This window comes from Frigoribacterium sp. PhB107, from assembly GCF_003751515.1.
In the GTDB taxonomy this organism is placed as follows: Bacteria; Actinomycetota; Actinomycetes; order Actinomycetales; family Microbacteriaceae; genus Frigoribacterium.
The window spans coordinates 515,668-532,092 of record NZ_RJKU01000002.1 but is presented as its reverse complement, the minus strand read 5'-3'; the positions used below and the strand labels follow the sequence as shown (position 1 = coordinate 532,092).

The 16,425-nt window shown below is 73.4% G+C and carries 13 protein-coding genes; 4 read left to right on the top strand and 9 right to left on the bottom strand.

From position 1 onward, the window contains the following. Window positions 1-23 precede the first annotated feature (23 nt). Window positions 24-1,751, bottom strand: coding sequence for an AMP-binding protein (locus EDF18_RS10665; RefSeq protein ID WP_123547780.1), 1,728 nt, complete (start codon window positions 1,749-1,751; stop codon window positions 24-26). A gap of 232 nt (window positions 1,752-1,983) precedes the next feature. Here EDF18_RS10665 and EDF18_RS10660 point away from each other — a divergent pair, with 232 nt between their 5' ends. Together EDF18_RS10660 and EDF18_RS10655 are read left to right on the top strand one after the other, a co-directional pair. After that, window positions 1,984-2,922 carry a copper homeostasis protein CutC gene (locus EDF18_RS10660; RefSeq protein ID WP_123547779.1) on the top strand — a complete coding sequence of 313 codons (939 nt, stop codon included), beginning with the start codon at window positions 1,984-1,986 and terminating at the stop codon, window positions 2,920-2,922. Window positions 2,923-2,987: 65 nt separating this feature from the next. Next, the gene (locus tag EDF18_RS10655) at window positions 2,988-3,968 is read left to right on the top strand and encodes an NAD-dependent epimerase/dehydratase family protein (protein WP_123547778.1); all 981 of its coding nucleotides are present in this window, start codon (window positions 2,988-2,990) and stop codon (window positions 3,966-3,968) included. A gap of 118 nt (window positions 3,969-4,086) precedes the next feature. Here the strand turns inward: EDF18_RS10655 and EDF18_RS10650 are convergent, their stop codons facing one another. Then, window positions 4,087-5,436 (bottom strand): alanine racemase, encoded by a 1,350-nt coding sequence (locus EDF18_RS10650; protein ID WP_158614663.1) that lies wholly within the window; start codon window positions 5,434-5,436, stop codon window positions 4,087-4,089. Between the two features lie 148 nt (window positions 5,437-5,584). Between EDF18_RS10650 and EDF18_RS10645 the strand changes: the two genes are divergently transcribed. Beyond that, entirely contained in the window at window positions 5,585-5,989 is a 405-nt protein-coding gene (locus tag EDF18_RS10645) for a RidA family protein (RefSeq protein ID WP_123547776.1), read from the top strand. A gap of 72 nt (window positions 5,990-6,061) precedes the next feature. Here EDF18_RS10645 and EDF18_RS10640 read toward each other — a convergent pair whose 3' ends face one another. The 7 genes from EDF18_RS10640 to EDF18_RS10610 all read right to left on the bottom strand — a co-directional run bounded on the left by EDF18_RS10640 (window position 6,062) and on the right by EDF18_RS10610 (window position 15,091). Continuing rightward, a complete protein-coding gene (locus EDF18_RS10640) occupies window positions 6,062-6,688 on the bottom strand; it encodes an NAD(P)-dependent oxidoreductase (protein WP_123547775.1) in 627 nt (208 codons plus the stop codon). 91 nt (window positions 6,689-6,779) lie between these two features. After that, window positions 6,780-8,459, bottom strand: coding sequence for an amidohydrolase family protein (locus EDF18_RS10635; protein WP_158614662.1), 1,680 nt, complete (start codon window positions 8,457-8,459; stop codon window positions 6,780-6,782). 129 nt (window positions 8,460-8,588) lie between these two features. After that, complete coding sequence (locus tag EDF18_RS10630; protein WP_123547773.1) at window positions 8,589-10,280, bottom strand: beta-N-acetylhexosaminidase; 1,692 nt, start codon at window positions 10,278-10,280, stop codon at window positions 8,589-8,591. Between the two features lie 4 nt (window positions 10,281-10,284). After that, window positions 10,285-11,271 carry a carbohydrate ABC transporter permease gene (locus EDF18_RS10625; RefSeq protein WP_199732422.1) on the bottom strand — a complete coding sequence of 329 codons (987 nt, stop codon included), beginning with the start codon at window positions 11,269-11,271 and terminating at the stop codon, window positions 10,285-10,287. After that, window positions 11,268-12,230 (bottom strand): carbohydrate ABC transporter permease, encoded by a 963-nt coding sequence (locus EDF18_RS10620; protein WP_123547772.1) that lies wholly within the window; start codon window positions 12,228-12,230, stop codon window positions 11,268-11,270. The genes EDF18_RS10625 and EDF18_RS10620 overlap by 4 nt, the downstream gene beginning before the upstream one ends. 151 nt (window positions 12,231-12,381) lie before the next feature. Then, the gene (locus EDF18_RS10615; protein ID WP_199732421.1) at window positions 12,382-13,704 is read right to left on the bottom strand and encodes an extracellular solute-binding protein; all 1,323 of its coding nucleotides are present in this window, start codon (window positions 13,702-13,704) and stop codon (window positions 12,382-12,384) included. A 181-nt stretch (window positions 13,705-13,885) separates the two neighbouring features. Continuing rightward, window positions 13,886-15,091 carry an ROK family transcriptional regulator gene (locus EDF18_RS10610; protein WP_123547770.1) on the bottom strand — a complete coding sequence of 402 codons (1,206 nt, stop codon included), beginning with the start codon at window positions 15,089-15,091 and terminating at the stop codon, window positions 13,886-13,888. A gap of 344 nt (window positions 15,092-15,435) precedes the next feature. On the opposite strand from EDF18_RS10610, the gene EDF18_RS10605 reads away from it, so the two are divergent. Next, window positions 15,436-16,374, top strand: coding sequence for an ROK family protein (locus tag EDF18_RS10605; RefSeq protein ID WP_199732420.1), 939 nt, complete (start codon window positions 15,436-15,438; stop codon window positions 16,372-16,374). Window positions 16,375-16,425: the final 51 nt, after the last annotated feature.

Below are 16,425 nucleotides of genomic sequence, written 5' to 3'. Positions count from 1 at the left end.
CCCGGGTCACGGGAGGCGCCGCGTCAGCCCCGCAGGTCGGGGAAGTCGGCGTCGCGCCACTCCGCGGCGAGGCGCTCGCCCGACCGGGCCGCCGCCTCCTCGCGCTCCCGCAGCTCGACCCGACGGATCTTGCCCGAGATGGTCTTCGGCAGCTCGTCGACGAACTCGAGGCGGCGCACGCGCTCGTACGCCGGCAGGCCGATGCGGGCGTGCGCGAGCACGGCGCGGGCGGTGTCGGCCGTCGGCTCCCAGCCGGCGGCGAGCGTGACGTACGCCTTGACGATCGCGAGGCGCACGTCGTCGGGAGCCGGCACGACGGCCGACTCCGCGACGGCGGGGTGCTCGATCAACACGCTCTCGACCTCGAACGGCGACACCTTGTAGTCGGACGACTTGAAGACGTCGTCGGTGCGCCCGACGAACGTGATCATGCCGTCGGCGTCGCGGGTGGCGACGTCGCCGGTGTGGAACAGGCCGTCGCGCTGCGCCGCGGCCGTGCGCGCCTCGTCGCCGAGGTAGCCCGCCATCAGGTTGACCGGACGTACCCGCAGGTCGAGGCAGACCTCGCCCGCGTCGCCGACCACGCCAGTCGCCGGGTCGACGAGCACGACCTCGACACCCGGCAGCGGGTGGCCCATCGAGCCGGCCCTGACGACCGACCCGGGCGGGTTGGCCACGATCGCGGTGGTCTCGGTCTGGCCGTAGCCGTCGCGGATGTCGAGGCCCCAGGCCTGCTGCACGCGCGAGATGACCTCGGGGTTGAGCGGCTCCCCCGCCGACAGCGCCTCGCGCAGCGCGACGGGGCGCTCGCCGAGCGACGACTGGATCAGCATGCGCCAGACGGTCGGCGGCGCGCAGAACGAGGTCACCTCGGCCCGGTCGAGTTGCTCGCGCAGGGCGGCGGCCGAGAAGCGCGCCTGCTCGTGGACGAACACGGTCGCCTCGGCGGTCCACGGCGCGAAGAACAGGCTCCACGCGTGCTTGCCCCAGCCGGGCGACGAGATCGTGAGGTGCACGTCGCCGGGCCGGACGCCGATCCAGTACGTGGTCGTGAGGTGCCCGACCGGGTACGAGGCGTGCGTGTGGACGACCATCTTCGGCTTGCTCGTGGTGCCCGACGTGAAGTAGACGAGGCACGGGTCGCTCGTCGCCGTGTCGACGTCGGGCGCCGTCTCGGAGGCGCGGCGCGAGTCGTCGAACGACGCCCACCCCGGGCGCTCCCCGCCGACCACGATCCGCCCGACGCCCTCGGCGATGTGGTCGAACTTCGGGGCGTCGGCGAGCGCCGCCACGACGTGCCGGACGAGCCCCCGCTCGACGCGGTCAGCGAGGTCGTGCGGGGCGAGGACGACGGAGGTGGGCAGGATGACCGCACCGATCTTCATGATCGCGAGCATCGCCTCCCACAGCTCGACGCGGTTGCCGAGCATCACCATGACGTGGTCGCCCTTCGCGACCCCGCGCTCGACGAGCCACGAGGCGACCTGGTCCGAGCGGCGGCGCATCTCGTCGAAGGTGACCCGGTGGTCGACGCCGTCCTGGTCGACGATCCAGAGCGCGACGCGGTCGTTGCCCCGCGCGATCACGTCGAACCAGTCGCGGGCCCAGTTGAACGAGTCGCCGACGTCCGGCCAGCGGAACGCCGCGCGGGCCGCCTCGTGGTCGCCGGCGTGCGCCGACAGCGAGTCTCGGGCGGCGCGGAACGCGGTGGTGGACGGCTTCTCGGCGGCGGAGTCTTCGACGGGGACCATGTGCCCATGATGCTCGCCCGCCCATGCCGAGCGCGGCATGCGGCGCAGGACTCCGGCGTCGGCGAGCCGGGCCGCACGGCCTCTCCTTCTCTCGAGGGCGGGTGATCGGCGCCGAGGGCGGGTGATCGGCGCCGAGGGCGGGTCGCTGGCTACCCGCCCTCGGTGACGGCGACCCGCCCTCGACGTCCTCGCACGGAGGATCCCAGGCGGGCGCCTCTGGGAGGATCGGGGGATGAGCGACCGCACCCGCACCTCCTCGTCCGCCGCTGCCACCGCCGCCGCTGCCGTCGCAGGCAACGCTGCCACCTCCGGCCCGAGGCGCGTCGCGCTCGAGATCGCGGTGACGTCGCTCGCCGGCGCCTGCACCGCGCTGGCCGAGGGAGCCGACCGGGTCGAGCTCTGCACCGCGCTCGAGATCGGGGGCGTCACGCCGTCCCAGGGACTCACGGAGGCGGTGGTCACGACGGGCGTGCCGGTGCACGCCCTCGTTCGGGCGCGCGGCGGCGACTTCGTCTACGACGACACGGACCTCGCCGTGATGGAGCGCGAGGTCCGCACCCTCGTCGCAGCCGGCGTCGCCGGGGTCGTCGTGGGCGCGCTGCGGGCCGACGGCTCCCTCGACGTCGACGCCGTCGCACGGCTCGTCTCGGCTGCGCGCGACGCGGCGGGCGCCCGTCCTGCCGAGCTCGGCGGCCCACGCCTCGACGTCACCGTGCACCGCGCCGTCGACCGGGCGGCCTCGCCGGTCGACGCGGTCGCCGCCCTGGCCGCGCTCGGCGTCGACCGGGTCCTCACTTCGGGAGGCGCCTCCCGGGCCCGCGACGGGCTCGCCTCGGGCGTGCTGCCCGACATGGTCGCGGCGGCGGGCGGCGTCGAGGTCATGGCGGGCGGCGGCGTGCGGCTCGACGACGTCACGGCGCTGGTGGAGGCGGGCGTCGCCGCGGTGCACCTGTCGGCGTCGACGACCGCCGCCACGACCGCGGCAGCCGGGACGCCCGGGGCCGGGGACGAGAACGGCCGATCGCTCGTCTCGCTGGGCTCGGCGGGCGCGACCGACTCGTACGCCGTGACCGACGCCTCCGTCGTCCGGGCCGCGCGCGCGGCGGTCGACGCCGCGGTCGCTGTGGCACGCGACGTCGCACCGCGCACGCCCACGCCGCGCGCCCCCTGACGCACCCGGGCGACCCTGCCCGCCGAGGCTGGCCCGCCCCGACCGTGAGCGTGCACAGTGGAGCCATGACGCAGAAGTCCCTCCTCGTGGTCGGCGGCACCGGCCAGATCAGCGCCGCGTGCGTGCGCGAGGCGCTGCGCGTCGGCTGGTCCGTCTCGGTGCTCAACCGCGGCAGCACCGCCAGCCGCCCCCTCCCCGACGAGGTCGAGTCGATCGTCGCCGACGTCCGCGACGAGGAGGCGCTGGTCACGGCCCTGGCAGGCCGCAGCTTCGACTCCGTGGCCGACTTCCTGACCTTCACGCCCGACGAGCTGCGCACGATGCTGCGCGCCGTGGTGCCGCACGCCGACCAGTACGTGTTCATCGGCTCCGCCTCCACGTACCAGAAGCCGCCCGCCGCGCTGCTGATCTCGGAGTCGACCCCTCTGTTCAACCCGTGGTCGCCTTACGCCCGCGACAAGATCGCCTGCGAGCGGCTGCTGCGCGACGAGCACCTCGCAGGCCGGGTCCGCGCGACCGTCGTGCGCCCGTCGCACACCTACGACCGCACCCACGTGCCGCTGCTCGGCGGCTGGACCGTCGTCGAGCGGATGCGTCGCGGAGCCCCCGTCGTGCTGCACGGCGACGGCACCTCGATGTGGGCGATGACCCACGCGGACGACTTCGCGCGGGCGTTCGTCCCGCTGCTCGGCGCCCCCGAGGCGTCGGGCGAGGCGTTCAACATCATGTCGTCCGAGCTGCTCACCTGGAACCAGATCGCGCGCTGCCTCTCGGACGCGGCCGGCGGGTCGCTGCACGTCGTCCACCGCACGACCCACGACCTGGTCGCGGCGGCGCCCGAGTGGGACGCCGACCTGCGCGGCGACCGCAGCCACCCCGCCCTGTTCGACTCGTCGAAGGTCCGCGAGGTCGCCGTCGGCTGGGAGCCGCGCGTGCCCTTCGCCGAGGGTGCCCGCCAGATCGTCGCCTGGCACGACGCCGACGCGTCGCGACGCGTGGTCGACCCCGAGGTCGACGCCCTCTACGACCGGCTCGCTGCAGGCTGACGGGCCGACCGGCCCCCTCTGCCGTTCGGACGGCGGGCGGGTCCGTCGTGGGCGGGCCGTCGTCACCGCCCGTTGCCGACGAACTCGACCGGTCTCGCGGGCCCTGCCTCGGCAGTGCTCAGAAGCGCGTCAGCCAGGTGCCCTCGACCACCGGGGGCTGCTCGCGGACGGCCGTGCCGCCGCGCACGAGCGAGAGCTCGCGCCACTGCGACAGCGTCGTGCAGGGGTGCGAGACGCCGAGGCGCACCAGGTCGCCCACAGCCAGCCCCGAGGAGGCGCCCAGCCGGAGGAAGGCGTGCTGGTCGTTCAGGGCGGTCACCACGGCACCCTCGAGCGCTCCGTCGAGGCGCGTCGCCGACGTGTCGTCCGTGCTGCCTCCTGCGGTCGGCCGCCAGGCGTCGAGGGGCAGGGGCAGGCCCTCGTCGTCGGCCGTGTCGCGTCTCCCGACGTTGAGCAGGGCGAGCCCGGGCTCGGGGCGGGAGATGACGCTCGCCCAGAGCTCGATCGCGGGCAGGAACGACTCGCGGCCCGTGGCGCCGTCGATCGGCGGGGTCGTGTCGCGGGCGAACGGCGTGAGCCGGCGATAGAGGTCGTGGTCGTGCGCGACGTACGAGCCCGAGCGGAGCACCACGCGCGTCCGGGGCCCTCGTTCGCCGTCCGGGTCGTGGCGCTCGGCGAGCACGGCGACGACGCGCTCGAAGTAGACGCTGCCGCCCGCGCTCACGACGACGTCGCCGCCGCCCGCCAGCCAGGGCTCGAACGCCGCGAGGTCGATCGCGTCGAGCAGCTCGAGCACCGTGCGCAGGTAGTCGTCGATCATCTCGATGCCCGCGGGATCGACGTCGTGCGTCAGGGCACCCTCGTAGCCGGTGACGCCGGCGAGGACGAGGTGCGGCGCCGCGACGACGGCGTCGACCACGGCGAGCGCCTCGGCGACGGTGCGGGCCCCGGTCCGGCCGACGGGCGAGCCGATCTCGACGAGGACGGCGAGGGGCGACACGGCCGCGTCAGGGTCCGCAGCACGGGAGGCGTCGGCGGGGCCCGAGGTCCGCGCGGCCGCCCGCGCGAGCGCCTCGTCGGCGAGCCGGACGGCCGCGACCGAGTCGACCCACATCAGCACGCGCGTGGACCCGGGGTCGGCCGCGAGGGCGACGAGCGCCTCCTCGGAGAAGGTCGTCCCGGCCAGCACGACGTTCGGCACGTCGGACTCGCGGGCCACCGCCGCCTGGAACGCCGTCGCGACGGTGATGCCCCACGCGCCCGCGTCGAGCTGCCGCCGCCAGATGTCGGGCGACATGGTGGTCTTGCCGTGCGGCGCCAGGTCGACGCCGGCCGCGCGGCACCACGCGGCCATCGTTTCGACGTTGTGCTCGAGGGCGTCGAGGTCGACGGTGAGGACGGGCGTGGGGAGGCGGAGCAGCGGCACCGGCCGGCGCTCGCTCGCGAAGGTGGCCTTTGACGTCTGCACGGGGTGTCCTCTCGTCGTGGAGCGGGGCGGTCTCCCGATAGCTTTGCAGGGGTGACGGTGCGACCGTGCGCCGTCCACAGCCACCGCCTCCTCGACGGGGAGGCCACAGCCCCACGACACCACCACCGACACAGAAGAGAGGCCCCCTGTGAGCGACAAGACCCAGGTGATCACCACCGGAGCCCCCACCCCCATGCCGATCTTCTCGCAGGGCGTGCTGAAGAACGGGTTCCTCGCCGTCTCCGGCCAGGGCCCGCAGGACCCGGCGACGGGCGAGTACCTGTTCCGCGGAGACCTGACGGCCCAGACCCTGCGCACGCTCGACAACGTGAAGGCGATCGTGGAGGCGGCGGGCGGCACCGTCGACGACGTCATGTCCCTGCGCGTGTTCCTCACGCAGCGCAGCGACTTCGCCGAGATGAACGCGGCCTACGAGACCTGGGTGCGGGCGAACGTCACCAGCGGCGTCTTCCCCACCCGCACGACGATCTTCGTCGAGCTGCCGAACGAGGCGATGCTCGTCGAGATCGACGCACTCGCCGTCCTCGGCTGAGCCGCCCGCGGCGGCGGCGGCGGCAGCAGCAGCGACAGCGACAGCGACAGGCGTCAACGCCGATCCAGCCGCCTACGCGCCCGTGAGCACCGCCGTGCGGCGGAGCCAGGTGTCGTCGCCGAGCTGCGCGAGCATGAAGCGGGCCACGTCGGCGCGCGTCACCTGGGTCGACGCGCCGTCGGCGAGGTGCTCGGACGCCACGACGTCTCCCGTCGCGGGGTCGTCCACGAGGCGCGTGGGGTAGACGAGGGTCCAGTCGAGGCCGCTGGCGCGCACCTGCGCGTCGGCCGCCTCCTTCGCCTCGTAGACCTTGCCGAGCACCGTGTGGAAGAAGATCTTCTGCAGGGCGCTGGCGTCGGCCTCGGTATCGCCGACGCCGAACGCCGAGCAGACGACGAGCCGGCGGACGCCCGACGCCCGCATCGCCGGCAGCAGCGCCTCGCCCACCTCGACCTCGACGGGGTGCCGCACGCGGCGCGAGCCGACCGCGTTCAGGACGGCGTCCTGCCCCACGACCGCCTCGGCCACGTCGTCCGCGGAGGTGGCGTCGCCGACGACGACGCGCACCCCGTCGACGTCGGCGTCGTCCAGCGCCGCGTCGTCGCGCACCAGCACCGTGACCTCGTGACCGGCGGCGAGCGCCTGGCGCAGCAGGTGCGACCCGACTCCCCCGGTGGCTCCCAGCAACAACAGCTCCATGGTGTCTCCTCGTCGTCCGGCGCGCGCCGAGTCGGGTGTCGGCGAGCTGTGGTCGAGCGAACACCCCCGGGCAGTGTCGTGGCCGTGAACGTCAGGCGAGCCCTGCGAGCCCTGCGAGCTCGCCGGCGACGAGCTCGCCTGCGACCCACACGCCGCGCACCCCCGACGGCGGGCACCGCGGCTCCGCGTACGTCGCCCGGTCGGCGTACGCGACCGGGTCGATGAGCTGCAGGTCGGCAGCCGCCCCGGGCACGACCCCCACGGGCGTCGAGGAGGTGCCGGTCCGGAAGCGGCGGTGCGCGGCGACGCTCATCCGGTGCACCGCCTCCTCGCGGGTCAGCACCGCCGAGGGCCCGGTGCCGCCGTACACGTCGAGCAGCCGGGCGAAGGTGCCGTACAGCCGAGGGTGCACGGTGCCCGACTCGCGCGGAAGCCCGTCCGAGCCGACGAGCGTGTGCGGCCAGGCGAGGGCGGTGCGCATCCCCTCGAGGTCGGTGTGGAACACGATCACGGTCAGCGCGCCCCGCTCGGCGAGGACGAGGTCGGCGAGCACCTCGCGCGGGTCACCGCCGAGCTCGGCGGCGATGTCGGCGACGCTGCGCCCCTCGAGCCCGGCGTTCTCCGGCCGCGCGAAGCCGGCGAGCAGGATGCGCGCAGGTCCGATCGCCGCCCACTGGTTCTCGAGCGCCGTGCCCGGCCAGGGCTGCTCGAGGCCGGCGAGCACCGCGGCCCGGGCGGTCGGGTCGCCGAGTGCCTCGAGCAGGCTGTCGACCCCGCGGTCGGCCGTCGAGGGCGGGAACAGCGACGCCACCGTCGTGCTCCCGGCGTCGTAGGGATAGACGTCGGCGCTGATGTCGAGCCCCTCGGCGCGCAGGTCGTCCAGGTGCTCGACGATCGCGCCCATCCCGCCGACGTTCCGCGGCCCGGTCACCTTGAGGTGGCTGACGTGCACGCGAGCGCCCGACTCCCGGCCGAGCGACGCGAGCTCGTCGACGGAGGCGCGCAGCCCGTCGGCCTCGTTGCGGACGTGGGCGACGAGCAGCCCGTCCCTGGCCGCGACCTCGCGGGCGATCGCGAGCAGCTCGGGCCGGTCGGCGGCGTCGCCGGGCGCGTACATCAGGCCCAGCGAGACGCCGAGCGCACCGGCGTCGAGTGCGTCGCCGACCTTCCCCGCGATGCGTGAGGTCTCGCTTGCGTCGGCAGGCCGCCGCGCCATGCCGAGCACGGAGGCGCGCACCGGGGCGTGCGGCACGAGCGCCCTCGCGTGGATGCCCAGCGGTTCGCGGGCGAGCGTGTCCACGTAGTCTCCGAAGGTCGCCCAGCGCCGGTCGGGGAACGGGCCGAGCACCGGCAGGGAGTACTGCTCGAGCGACCGGTCGGGCGGGTCGCTCGGCCGGGACGGCGGCGGCGCGGACGGCGCTGCGCCCTGGCCACAGTTGCCGACGATCGTCGTCGTCACGCCCTGCGCCGTCTTCGGCGTGATGCCGCCGGGGCGGAACAGCGCCGCGTCGTCGTGCGCGTGCACGTCGACGAACCCGGGCAGCACCTCGAGCCCGTGGGCGTCGACCACCCCGACGCCTGCGACGGAGCCCGAGCCCGAGCCCGAGCCGGAAGCGAGCGCCGAGGAGGCGCGACCCGCCTCGACGACGGACGCGGCGGCCCCGGGTCCCACGGCCGCGACCACCCCGTCGCGCACGACGACGTCGGCGACCTGCGCCGCGCCTCCTCGACCGTCGTGGACCGTCGCCCCGACCAGCACCAACGTCGACACGGAGCTCTCCTCACTCAGGAACGGGCGGTCGCGCGTTCCTGATCAGTGCACGACTCAGGACCCGCGCTCCCTCCCTCGCGCGGATCAGGACCGAAGTTCCTGAATGCGGAGAGGGAGGGCGCGGACGGCTCAGGCGATGTTGGCGGTGACCGAGGCGATGTAAGCGGCGCGGTCCTCCCGCGAGGCCGGCCGGCCGGGCACGCCGGGACGCGTCTGCCACGGCAGCGGACCCGACGCCCGGTGGTACTCGACCCCCGCCGCCTCGAGGCGCAGGAGGTGGTGGTCGAGCCGCGCGGAGAAGCCCGCGAAGTCCCGCGGCGCGTCCGACCAGAGCACGTCCGCCACCGCGCAGAGGCGAGGGAACACGAGGAAGTCCACGGTGCGGGGCGAGTCCATGTGCTCGGTCCAGACGTTCGCCTGGCCGCCCAGCACGTGCCGCGCCTCCTCGGCGGTCAGCTCGGCCGGGACGGGCTCGAACGCGTAGACGTCCTCGAGGCCGAGCACGATCGAGACGGGGATCGGCTCGTCGGGCGAGTCGGACTGGCGGTAGTCGAGGTACACCTGGTCGTCGGGGCAGGCGACGACGTCGTAGCCCAGCCGGGCGGCGGTCACCGCTCCGGTCATGCCTCGCCAGGAGGCGACGGTCGCGCCGGGTGACATGGGTCGGGCGCCGTCCGGACCGTGCCCCTCGCGGCTGTGTCCTTCGAGGATCTCGTCCCAGCCGAAGGTGCGGCGGCCCGCGGCGGCCACGTGCTCGTCGAGCTGGCCGATGAACCAGGCCTGCAGCTGTTCCTCGTCGGCGAGGCCGCGCTCGCGCATCAGCTCCTGGGTGCGGGGGTCCGCCTCCCACTGGGCCTTCGGGCACTCGTCGCCGCCGACGCCGATCCAGGTGCCGGGGAACAGGCTCATCACCTCGGTGAGGACGTCCTTGTAGAAGTCGACGGTCGACTGCTCGGTGTTGAGGACGTCCTCGAAGATGCCCCACTCGGTGCCGACCGCGATCTGCCGCGGCTCGGGCACGGGAAGCCCGCCGACCTCGACCGCGCCGACCCCGAGGTGCGGGTAGGCGGTGATGGCGGCCATCGAGTGGCCGGGGACGTCGATCTCGGGCACGACGGTCACGTGCCGCGCGGCGGCGTAGGCGACGACCTCGCGGATGTCGGCCTGCGTGTAGAAGCCGCCGTGCGGACGGCCGTCCTGCACGGCGTCGGGGCCGGCGCCCACCTGCGACGACGCACGCCAGGCTCCCACCGTCGTCAGCCGGGGGTACTTCACGATCTCGATGCGCCAGCCCTGGTCCTCGGTCAGGTGCCAGTGCAGCGTGTTGAGGCGGTGCATCGCCATGAGGTCGACCAGGCGCATGACGTCGTGCGTCGGCATGAAGTGCCGAGCCACGTCGAGGTGCATGCCGCGCCAGCCGAACCGGGGCGAGTCGGCGACGTCGACGGCGGGCACCGACCACTCGACGCCCTCGACGAGCGAGCGACGGAACACCTCGGGCGGCAGCAGCTGCCGCAGCACCTGCGCGCCGTAGAAGACGCCGGCGGCCGAGCCGCCCGTGATGCGGACGCCGGCCGGGCGCACCTCGACCCGGTAGCCCTCGTCGTCGAGCGCGGGGTCGAGGTCGAGCGAGATGCCGGCGCCGTCGCCGTCCCCCTCGCGCAGGGGCAGCCCGGTCGCGGGCCGCAGCACGGACTGCAGCCAGGCGACCGTGCCGGCGAGCTCGTCGGGCGCCGAGACGCGGGTGGCGGAGTCGAGCAGGTACGCGCCGGAGGCGGTGGTCAGCTGGTCGACACGGGGCAGCAGCAGGGGGTCGGTCACGGTTCTAGCCCTTCACGGCACCGGCGGACATGCCCGACACCAGGTTGCGTTGGATGATGACGAAGAAGACGACGACCGGCAGCGAGAACAGCACGCTGGCCGCCATCTGCCCGCCGGAGTCGGTGCCGGTGTTCTGCGAGACGAACGACGCGAGCCAGACCGGCAGCGTGTACATCGACTGGTCCTTCATGAAGGTGTAGGCGATGATGTAGTCGTTCCAGGCCGCGATGAACGCGAAGATGCTCGTCGCGATGACGCCCGGCGCGACCAGCGGGAACAGGATGCGGGTCAGCACCTGCCAGGTGTTCGCCCCATCGAGCTGGGCCGCCTCCTCGATCTCCATCGGGATGGCCACGAAGAACCCGCGCATCACCCAGATCGAGAACGGCAGCACCGTCGCGATGTACGCCAGCACGAGGCCCGCGTAGGTGCCGAGCAGTCCGAGGCTGTTGAAGATCAGGAACAACGGGATGAGCAGGGCCGTCGTCGGCAGCATCTGCACCGCGAGGATGACGATCATGATCGTGCGTCGCCCGCGGAAGCGGAACCGCGAGAGCGCCGCGGCGGCGAAGAACCCCAGGATGATCGCGAGCAGCACCGTCGCGACGACGACCACGGCGCTGTTGCGCAGGTTCACGAGGAACCCGCTCTGCGTGATCGCGACGACGAAGTTGTCGAGCGTCGGGTTCTGCGGCAGGAACAGCGGTGTCGTCGTCATCGACTCCGACCGCGGCTTGAAGGCGGTGTTGACCATCCAGTAGACGGGGAAGATCCACACGGCGCTGAAGAGCACCGCGAGCGAGTTGCTGAACCAGCGGGGCTTCTTGCGACGACGTGACCGGCGGACGGGCGTCGCGCCTCTTGCGGTGCCGTCGGAGGAGCCCGGGGCAGGGCTCGCGGAGGCGGAGACGGCCGAGTCGGCAGCGGCTGCGGTCTCGGAGGGGCCGTCGGTCGCCGAGGCGCCGACTCCGGTGGGGACTGTCGTGGTCACAGGTCTTCTCCCGAGCGGATCAGGTTGCGGATGTAGAACGCGGTCAGGCCGAGCAGCAGCAGGGTGGTGACGACCGAGATCGCGGCGCCCTGTCCGATCTCGAAGCCGACGAACGCCGTCTTGTACATGAAGACGCCCAGGGTCGACGTGGCGTCGTCGGGGCCGCCCTGCGAGACGAGCCAGATCTGGTTGAAGACGTTGTAGTCCCAGATGATCGAGAGGATCGTCACGAGCAGCAGGGTCGGCTTGAGGAACTGCAGGGTGACGTCGCGGTACACGCGCCACTCGCCGGCACCGTCGAGACGGGCCGCCTCCTTGTACTCGGGCGACACCTGCGTCTCGGCGGCGTAGAGGGTCAGCGCGATGAAGGGCACCGCCTGCCAGACGATCAGCATCCAGATCGACGTGTACGACAGCAGGGGGTCGTTCGACCACTGCGTGTCGGTCATGTCGCCGAAGACTCGCAGCTGCGTGAGCATCCAGTTGACGACGCCGTAGCCCGGCTGGAACAGCCAGTTCCAGACCAGCGAGGAGGCGACGTTCGGCATCGCCCACGCGAAGATCAGCACGACCGTGACGACGTAGCGCATGCTCGTGTGGATCCGCGTCAGCAGGTGCGAGACGCCCATGCCGATGACGACGCTGCCGGCGACCATGGCCGCGGTGAACAGGACCGTGCGGAGCAGCGACCACCAGAAGTCGCTGTCGGTGAAGAGCGTGACGTACTGCTGCAGGCCGACCGATTCGTAGGCGCCGGTGAACAGGCTGCGCTGGTCGTAGTTCGTGAACGAGGTGAAGACCAGGAACACGATCGGCGCGACCATCACGACGAGCAGGACGATGCCCGCCGGGCTCAGCAGCCACAACGGCGCGAGCTGGCGCTTCTTCCGCGGCCGCGGGGCCGGGCCCTCGGGGGCGTGCTGGCGGGGTGGGAGGGGCGGCGCTGTGGTGACGGCCATGGCTGCTTCCTGGATCGGGACTCAGAGATCGGGTCGAGCGGAGATCGGGTCGAGCGGAGGAGCTGGTCGAGTGGGGTGGTGCCGGCCGGGCGGCGCACGTCCTGCTCGTGCGTCGCCCGGCCCTGCGGTGTGGAGCCGCTTCCTGGGGGGACTACTTGTTCAGCGCGTCGTCCGTCGAGCTGTCGAACGCCTCAGCGGCAGCCTCGGGCGACTTGGTGCCCGATGCGATGCTCGAGAAGAGCTCGTTGATGCTGCGGTCGCCCTCGAGAGCGGCCCAGTTGCCGCTGGCCGGGGTGGCCTTCGAGTTCAGCGCCGCCGTGAAGAAGCCCTCGTCGATGTCGCTGAGGGTGCTCTGCGCGGCCTCGATGCCGTCGGTGCTGTTGGGGATCCAGCCGTCGTTGCCGTAGACCCAGTCGTTCTGGATCTCGGGGCTCGCGGCGATCTTCACCCACTGCAGAGCCAGCTCGCTGTTCGCGCTCTTCGTGGCGATGCCCCAGTCGGAGCCGCCGAGCATGACGGGCTGCGAGTCGCCCGACTTGCCGGGGAACGGGAACGTGCCGAAGTCGTCGTCGGTCAGGGCCGGGTTGAACTCCTTGATGAGGTCGATCTTGCCGTTGGTGCCGAGCACGGCGCCCGTCTTGCCGTCGGCGAAGACCTGGTTCTGGTCGGGCACGTCGGTGTCGAGCGTCTGCGAGGCGCCGGTCGAGTACGAGTTCTGGAACTCCTGCCAGTCCTCGAGGCCTTGCTGTGCCTCCGGCGAGCTGAAGCCGGCCTCCCACGAGCCGTCGTCGCCCTGCGTGGCGATCTCTCCACCGGCGTCCCAGACGAACTGCATGCCCGCGTACCAGTACTCGCCAGGCGTGTAGAAGGGCGAGTAGTCGCTGGCCGGGTTCGCGGCCTTCAGCGCGTCGAGGTCGGCGGTGAGCTCGTCGTAGGTCGTGGGCTCGTCGGTGATGCCGGCGGCCTCCCACTGGGCCTTGTTGTAGATGACCGCGCGGGCTCCGGCGAAGCCGGGGACGCCGTACAGCGAGCCGTCGACCGTGGCTGGCTCCTCGAGGCCGGTGAGCCACTCCTGGCCCTGGGCGATGTCGTCCGCGTAGTCGCTCAGGTCGAGCAGGGCGCCGTTCTCGGCGTAGCTCGCGACCTGGGTGTTGCCGAGGTCGAGCACGTCGGGCGGCGTCGACGTCGCGAGCGCGGTGCTGATCTTGGTGGTGATGCCGTCCCACTGCTGGGTCTGGACGTCCACCTCCGCACCGGTCTGCTCGGTGAACTCGTCGTTGATCGCCTTGATGGTCTCGTCGGTGTAGTCGCCCGTCATGACCCAGACGGTCAGCGTCTCGCCGTCGCCCTTCGTGGTGGGCACCGTCTGCGGGCCGTCGCTGCTGCCGCCTCCTGCCGTGCCCGCACTGGAGCAGGCGGTCAGGGCGAGTGCGGCCGTGAGGCCGAGGGCCGCGACCGCTGTGTGACGTGTCATTCGCATTGTGTCTCCTCGTGGACGGGGCGGCGGTGCCGCGGGGTGCTGCTGGGAGTGATGGTGGTCGAACAGGTGCGTGCGGTGCTGGTGCGGGTGGTGCGGTCTGTGGTGGATCGGGCGGCGGCAGCGCCTGGGGAGGGGCCGCCGGGGCAGGACCAGCGCGCCGTTCGGCCACGCGCCGTCACGAGACGCCCAGCTCGGCCGAGAGCACGAGGGAGGCGGCGCCGAGCACGGCCAGGTCGCGGTCGTCGCCCGCGTAGCGGAGGACGAGCCCCTGGCCGACGGCCGCGAGAGTGCGGGCCCTGACCGTCTCGACCGCCGCGCGCAGCAGCACGCCGTCGAGCAGCTCACGGGGCCCCGAGAGCACGACCTCGTCGAGCCCGAGGGCGCTCACGACGGGGGCGAGCACGAAGCCGAGGTCGCGCCCCGCGGCGTGCAGCACGGCGCCGCGCGAGCCGGGGTCGACGGCGCGCAGGCGGGCCGACAGCCCCGGTGCCGCGAGCGAGACCTCGAGGCAGCCGCGTCGGCCGCAGGCGCACACGTCGCCGGCCTCGTCGACCGTGACGTGCCCGATCTCGCCGGCCGAGAAGCGGTCGCCCTCGACGAGCGCTCCCCCGACGATGAGGCCCACGCCCACGCCGTGCTCGATGGTGATCACCATCAGGCTGCGGGACGGATCGCGCTCCGGGTCGCCGAAGGTGTGCACCCCGAGGGCTGCCAGGTTCGCGTCGTTGCCGACGTGCACCGGCACGCCCGTGCGTGCGCTCAGCCGGGCCGCGAGCGGAAGGTCCCACCAGCCCAGGTGCACCGCCGTGCGCACGACGCCCTGGTGGTCGACGATGCCGGGCGTTCCCACCCCGACGCCGAGGAGGCGCGTGGTCGTCAGCGAGGACAGCTCGTCGACGAGGCGCTCGGCCAGCGCCACGGCCGCCTCGCCCGTCGCCCCGTCGATGTCGACGCTGGCCCGGCCGACGACCTCGCCGCGGACGTCGACGACGGCGCCGGAGAACCGCTCCGCCGACGAGAGGTCGAGCGCGAGGATGTGGAACGAGTCGGGCCGGATGCCGACGAGCGTCGCCGGCTTGCCGACCCGGGAGTCGCCGCGCAGGCCGAGCTCCGCCACGACCCCCTCGTCGGCCAGCTCCTGCACGATGCCCGAGACGGTCGGCCGGGTGAGCCCGCTCTCGCGGGCGAGGTCGGCGCGGCTCATCGAGCCCTGGTGCCAGAGGGTCTGCAGCACGAGCGAGCGGTTGCGGGCCCGGGTGTGCTGCGGCAGCGACTTGGCGGTCACCCGCAGGGTCGAGGAGGCGCGCTCCGCGACCGCAGGAGCGGCACCGGCACCGAGGGCGGCGACGCCGGCGGCACGGGGGGCGGCTGCTCGGGGCACGGTCGCCTCCTCTCGTCTCGGGCGTCGCCGACCGGGGCCTCGAGAGGCGTGCGCCGTCTCGTGGTGCGAGACGGGCCCGGCAGCGTTGCCGTTTAGTAAAAATGCCTTACAAACACGTTGTCAAGGCTGGTGCGGTGAGTTTACGAGCAGGAAACACGGCTGGTCAATACCCGAAACGAGCCCGAGATCTCGGGGGTCTCGTGCTTGCTGCCGTCCGGTTAGTAAGCTTTACTAACACCCATGAGCAGGCCCGTCCCCGCCTTCCCCGGCATCGTCGTGACGCCCGTCCTGGTCGCGAGCGGGGCTCCTCGCCGCGACCGCGCCGTGGCGTCGGAGCCGTGCCCGTGAGGCTGGGCCTCGACATCGGCGGGACGAAGATCGACGCCGTGGCCGTCGCCGACGACGGCGCCCGGTCGCCCCGGCCCGTGCACCGCGTCCGGCTCGCCTCGGGCTTCGGCACCGACGAGGTGCTCGACAACGCGGTCGAGGCCGCGCGGCGCCTCTCGGCGCTCACCGGCGTGCCGCTCGACCGTCTGGCGTCGGTCGGCGTCGGCGTGCCCGGCGTCGTCGACGCCACCACCGGCAGGGTCGGCCACGCCGTCAACCTCGGCCTCGTCGACACGGCGCTCGGCGACGAGCTGGCCCGCCGCCTCGGCGTGCCCGTCCGGGTCGAGAACGACGTCAACGCCGCGGCGCTCGGCGCGTGGCACGCGATGTCCCTGCAGGGCTCGGTCGCCTACCTGAACCTCGGCACCGGCCTCGCCGCCGGGCTGGTCCTCGACGGTCAGGTCCGCCGCGGCGCGCACGGGGCCGCGGGCGAGATCGGCCACGTCCCCGTCGACCCGGCCGGCGCCTGGTGCGCGTGCGGACAGCGCGGCTGCCTCGAGACCGTCGCCTCGGGGTCGGCGGCGGCCCGGCTCTGGCCGACCACCGCCCTGCACCCGGCACGCGCCCTCCTCGACGCGGCAGCCGACGGCGATCACCTGGCCGTGCAGGCCCGACGCACCCTGGTCGACGGGGTCGCGCAGGCCGTCCGGCTGCTAGCCCTGACGGTCGACGTGCAGACGATCGTCGTCGGCGGCGGGATGAGCGCGCTCGGCGACGAGCTGATGGGGCCGGTGCGTGAGGCGCTCGCCCACCAGGCCGCCGCCTCCTCGTTCATCGCGTCGCTCGACCTCGCCTCGCGGCTCGTGCTGCTGCCCGCGGGCCTGCCCGCCGCCGCCGTCGGGGCGGCCATGGCAGGTGCGCAGGCCGATCTCGTCCCCGTCGCCACCCTCAGCTGACGCTTCCTCTTTCTTCCTCCCTCTCCCTTTCCTCCTCTGCTCCGCCGTGAA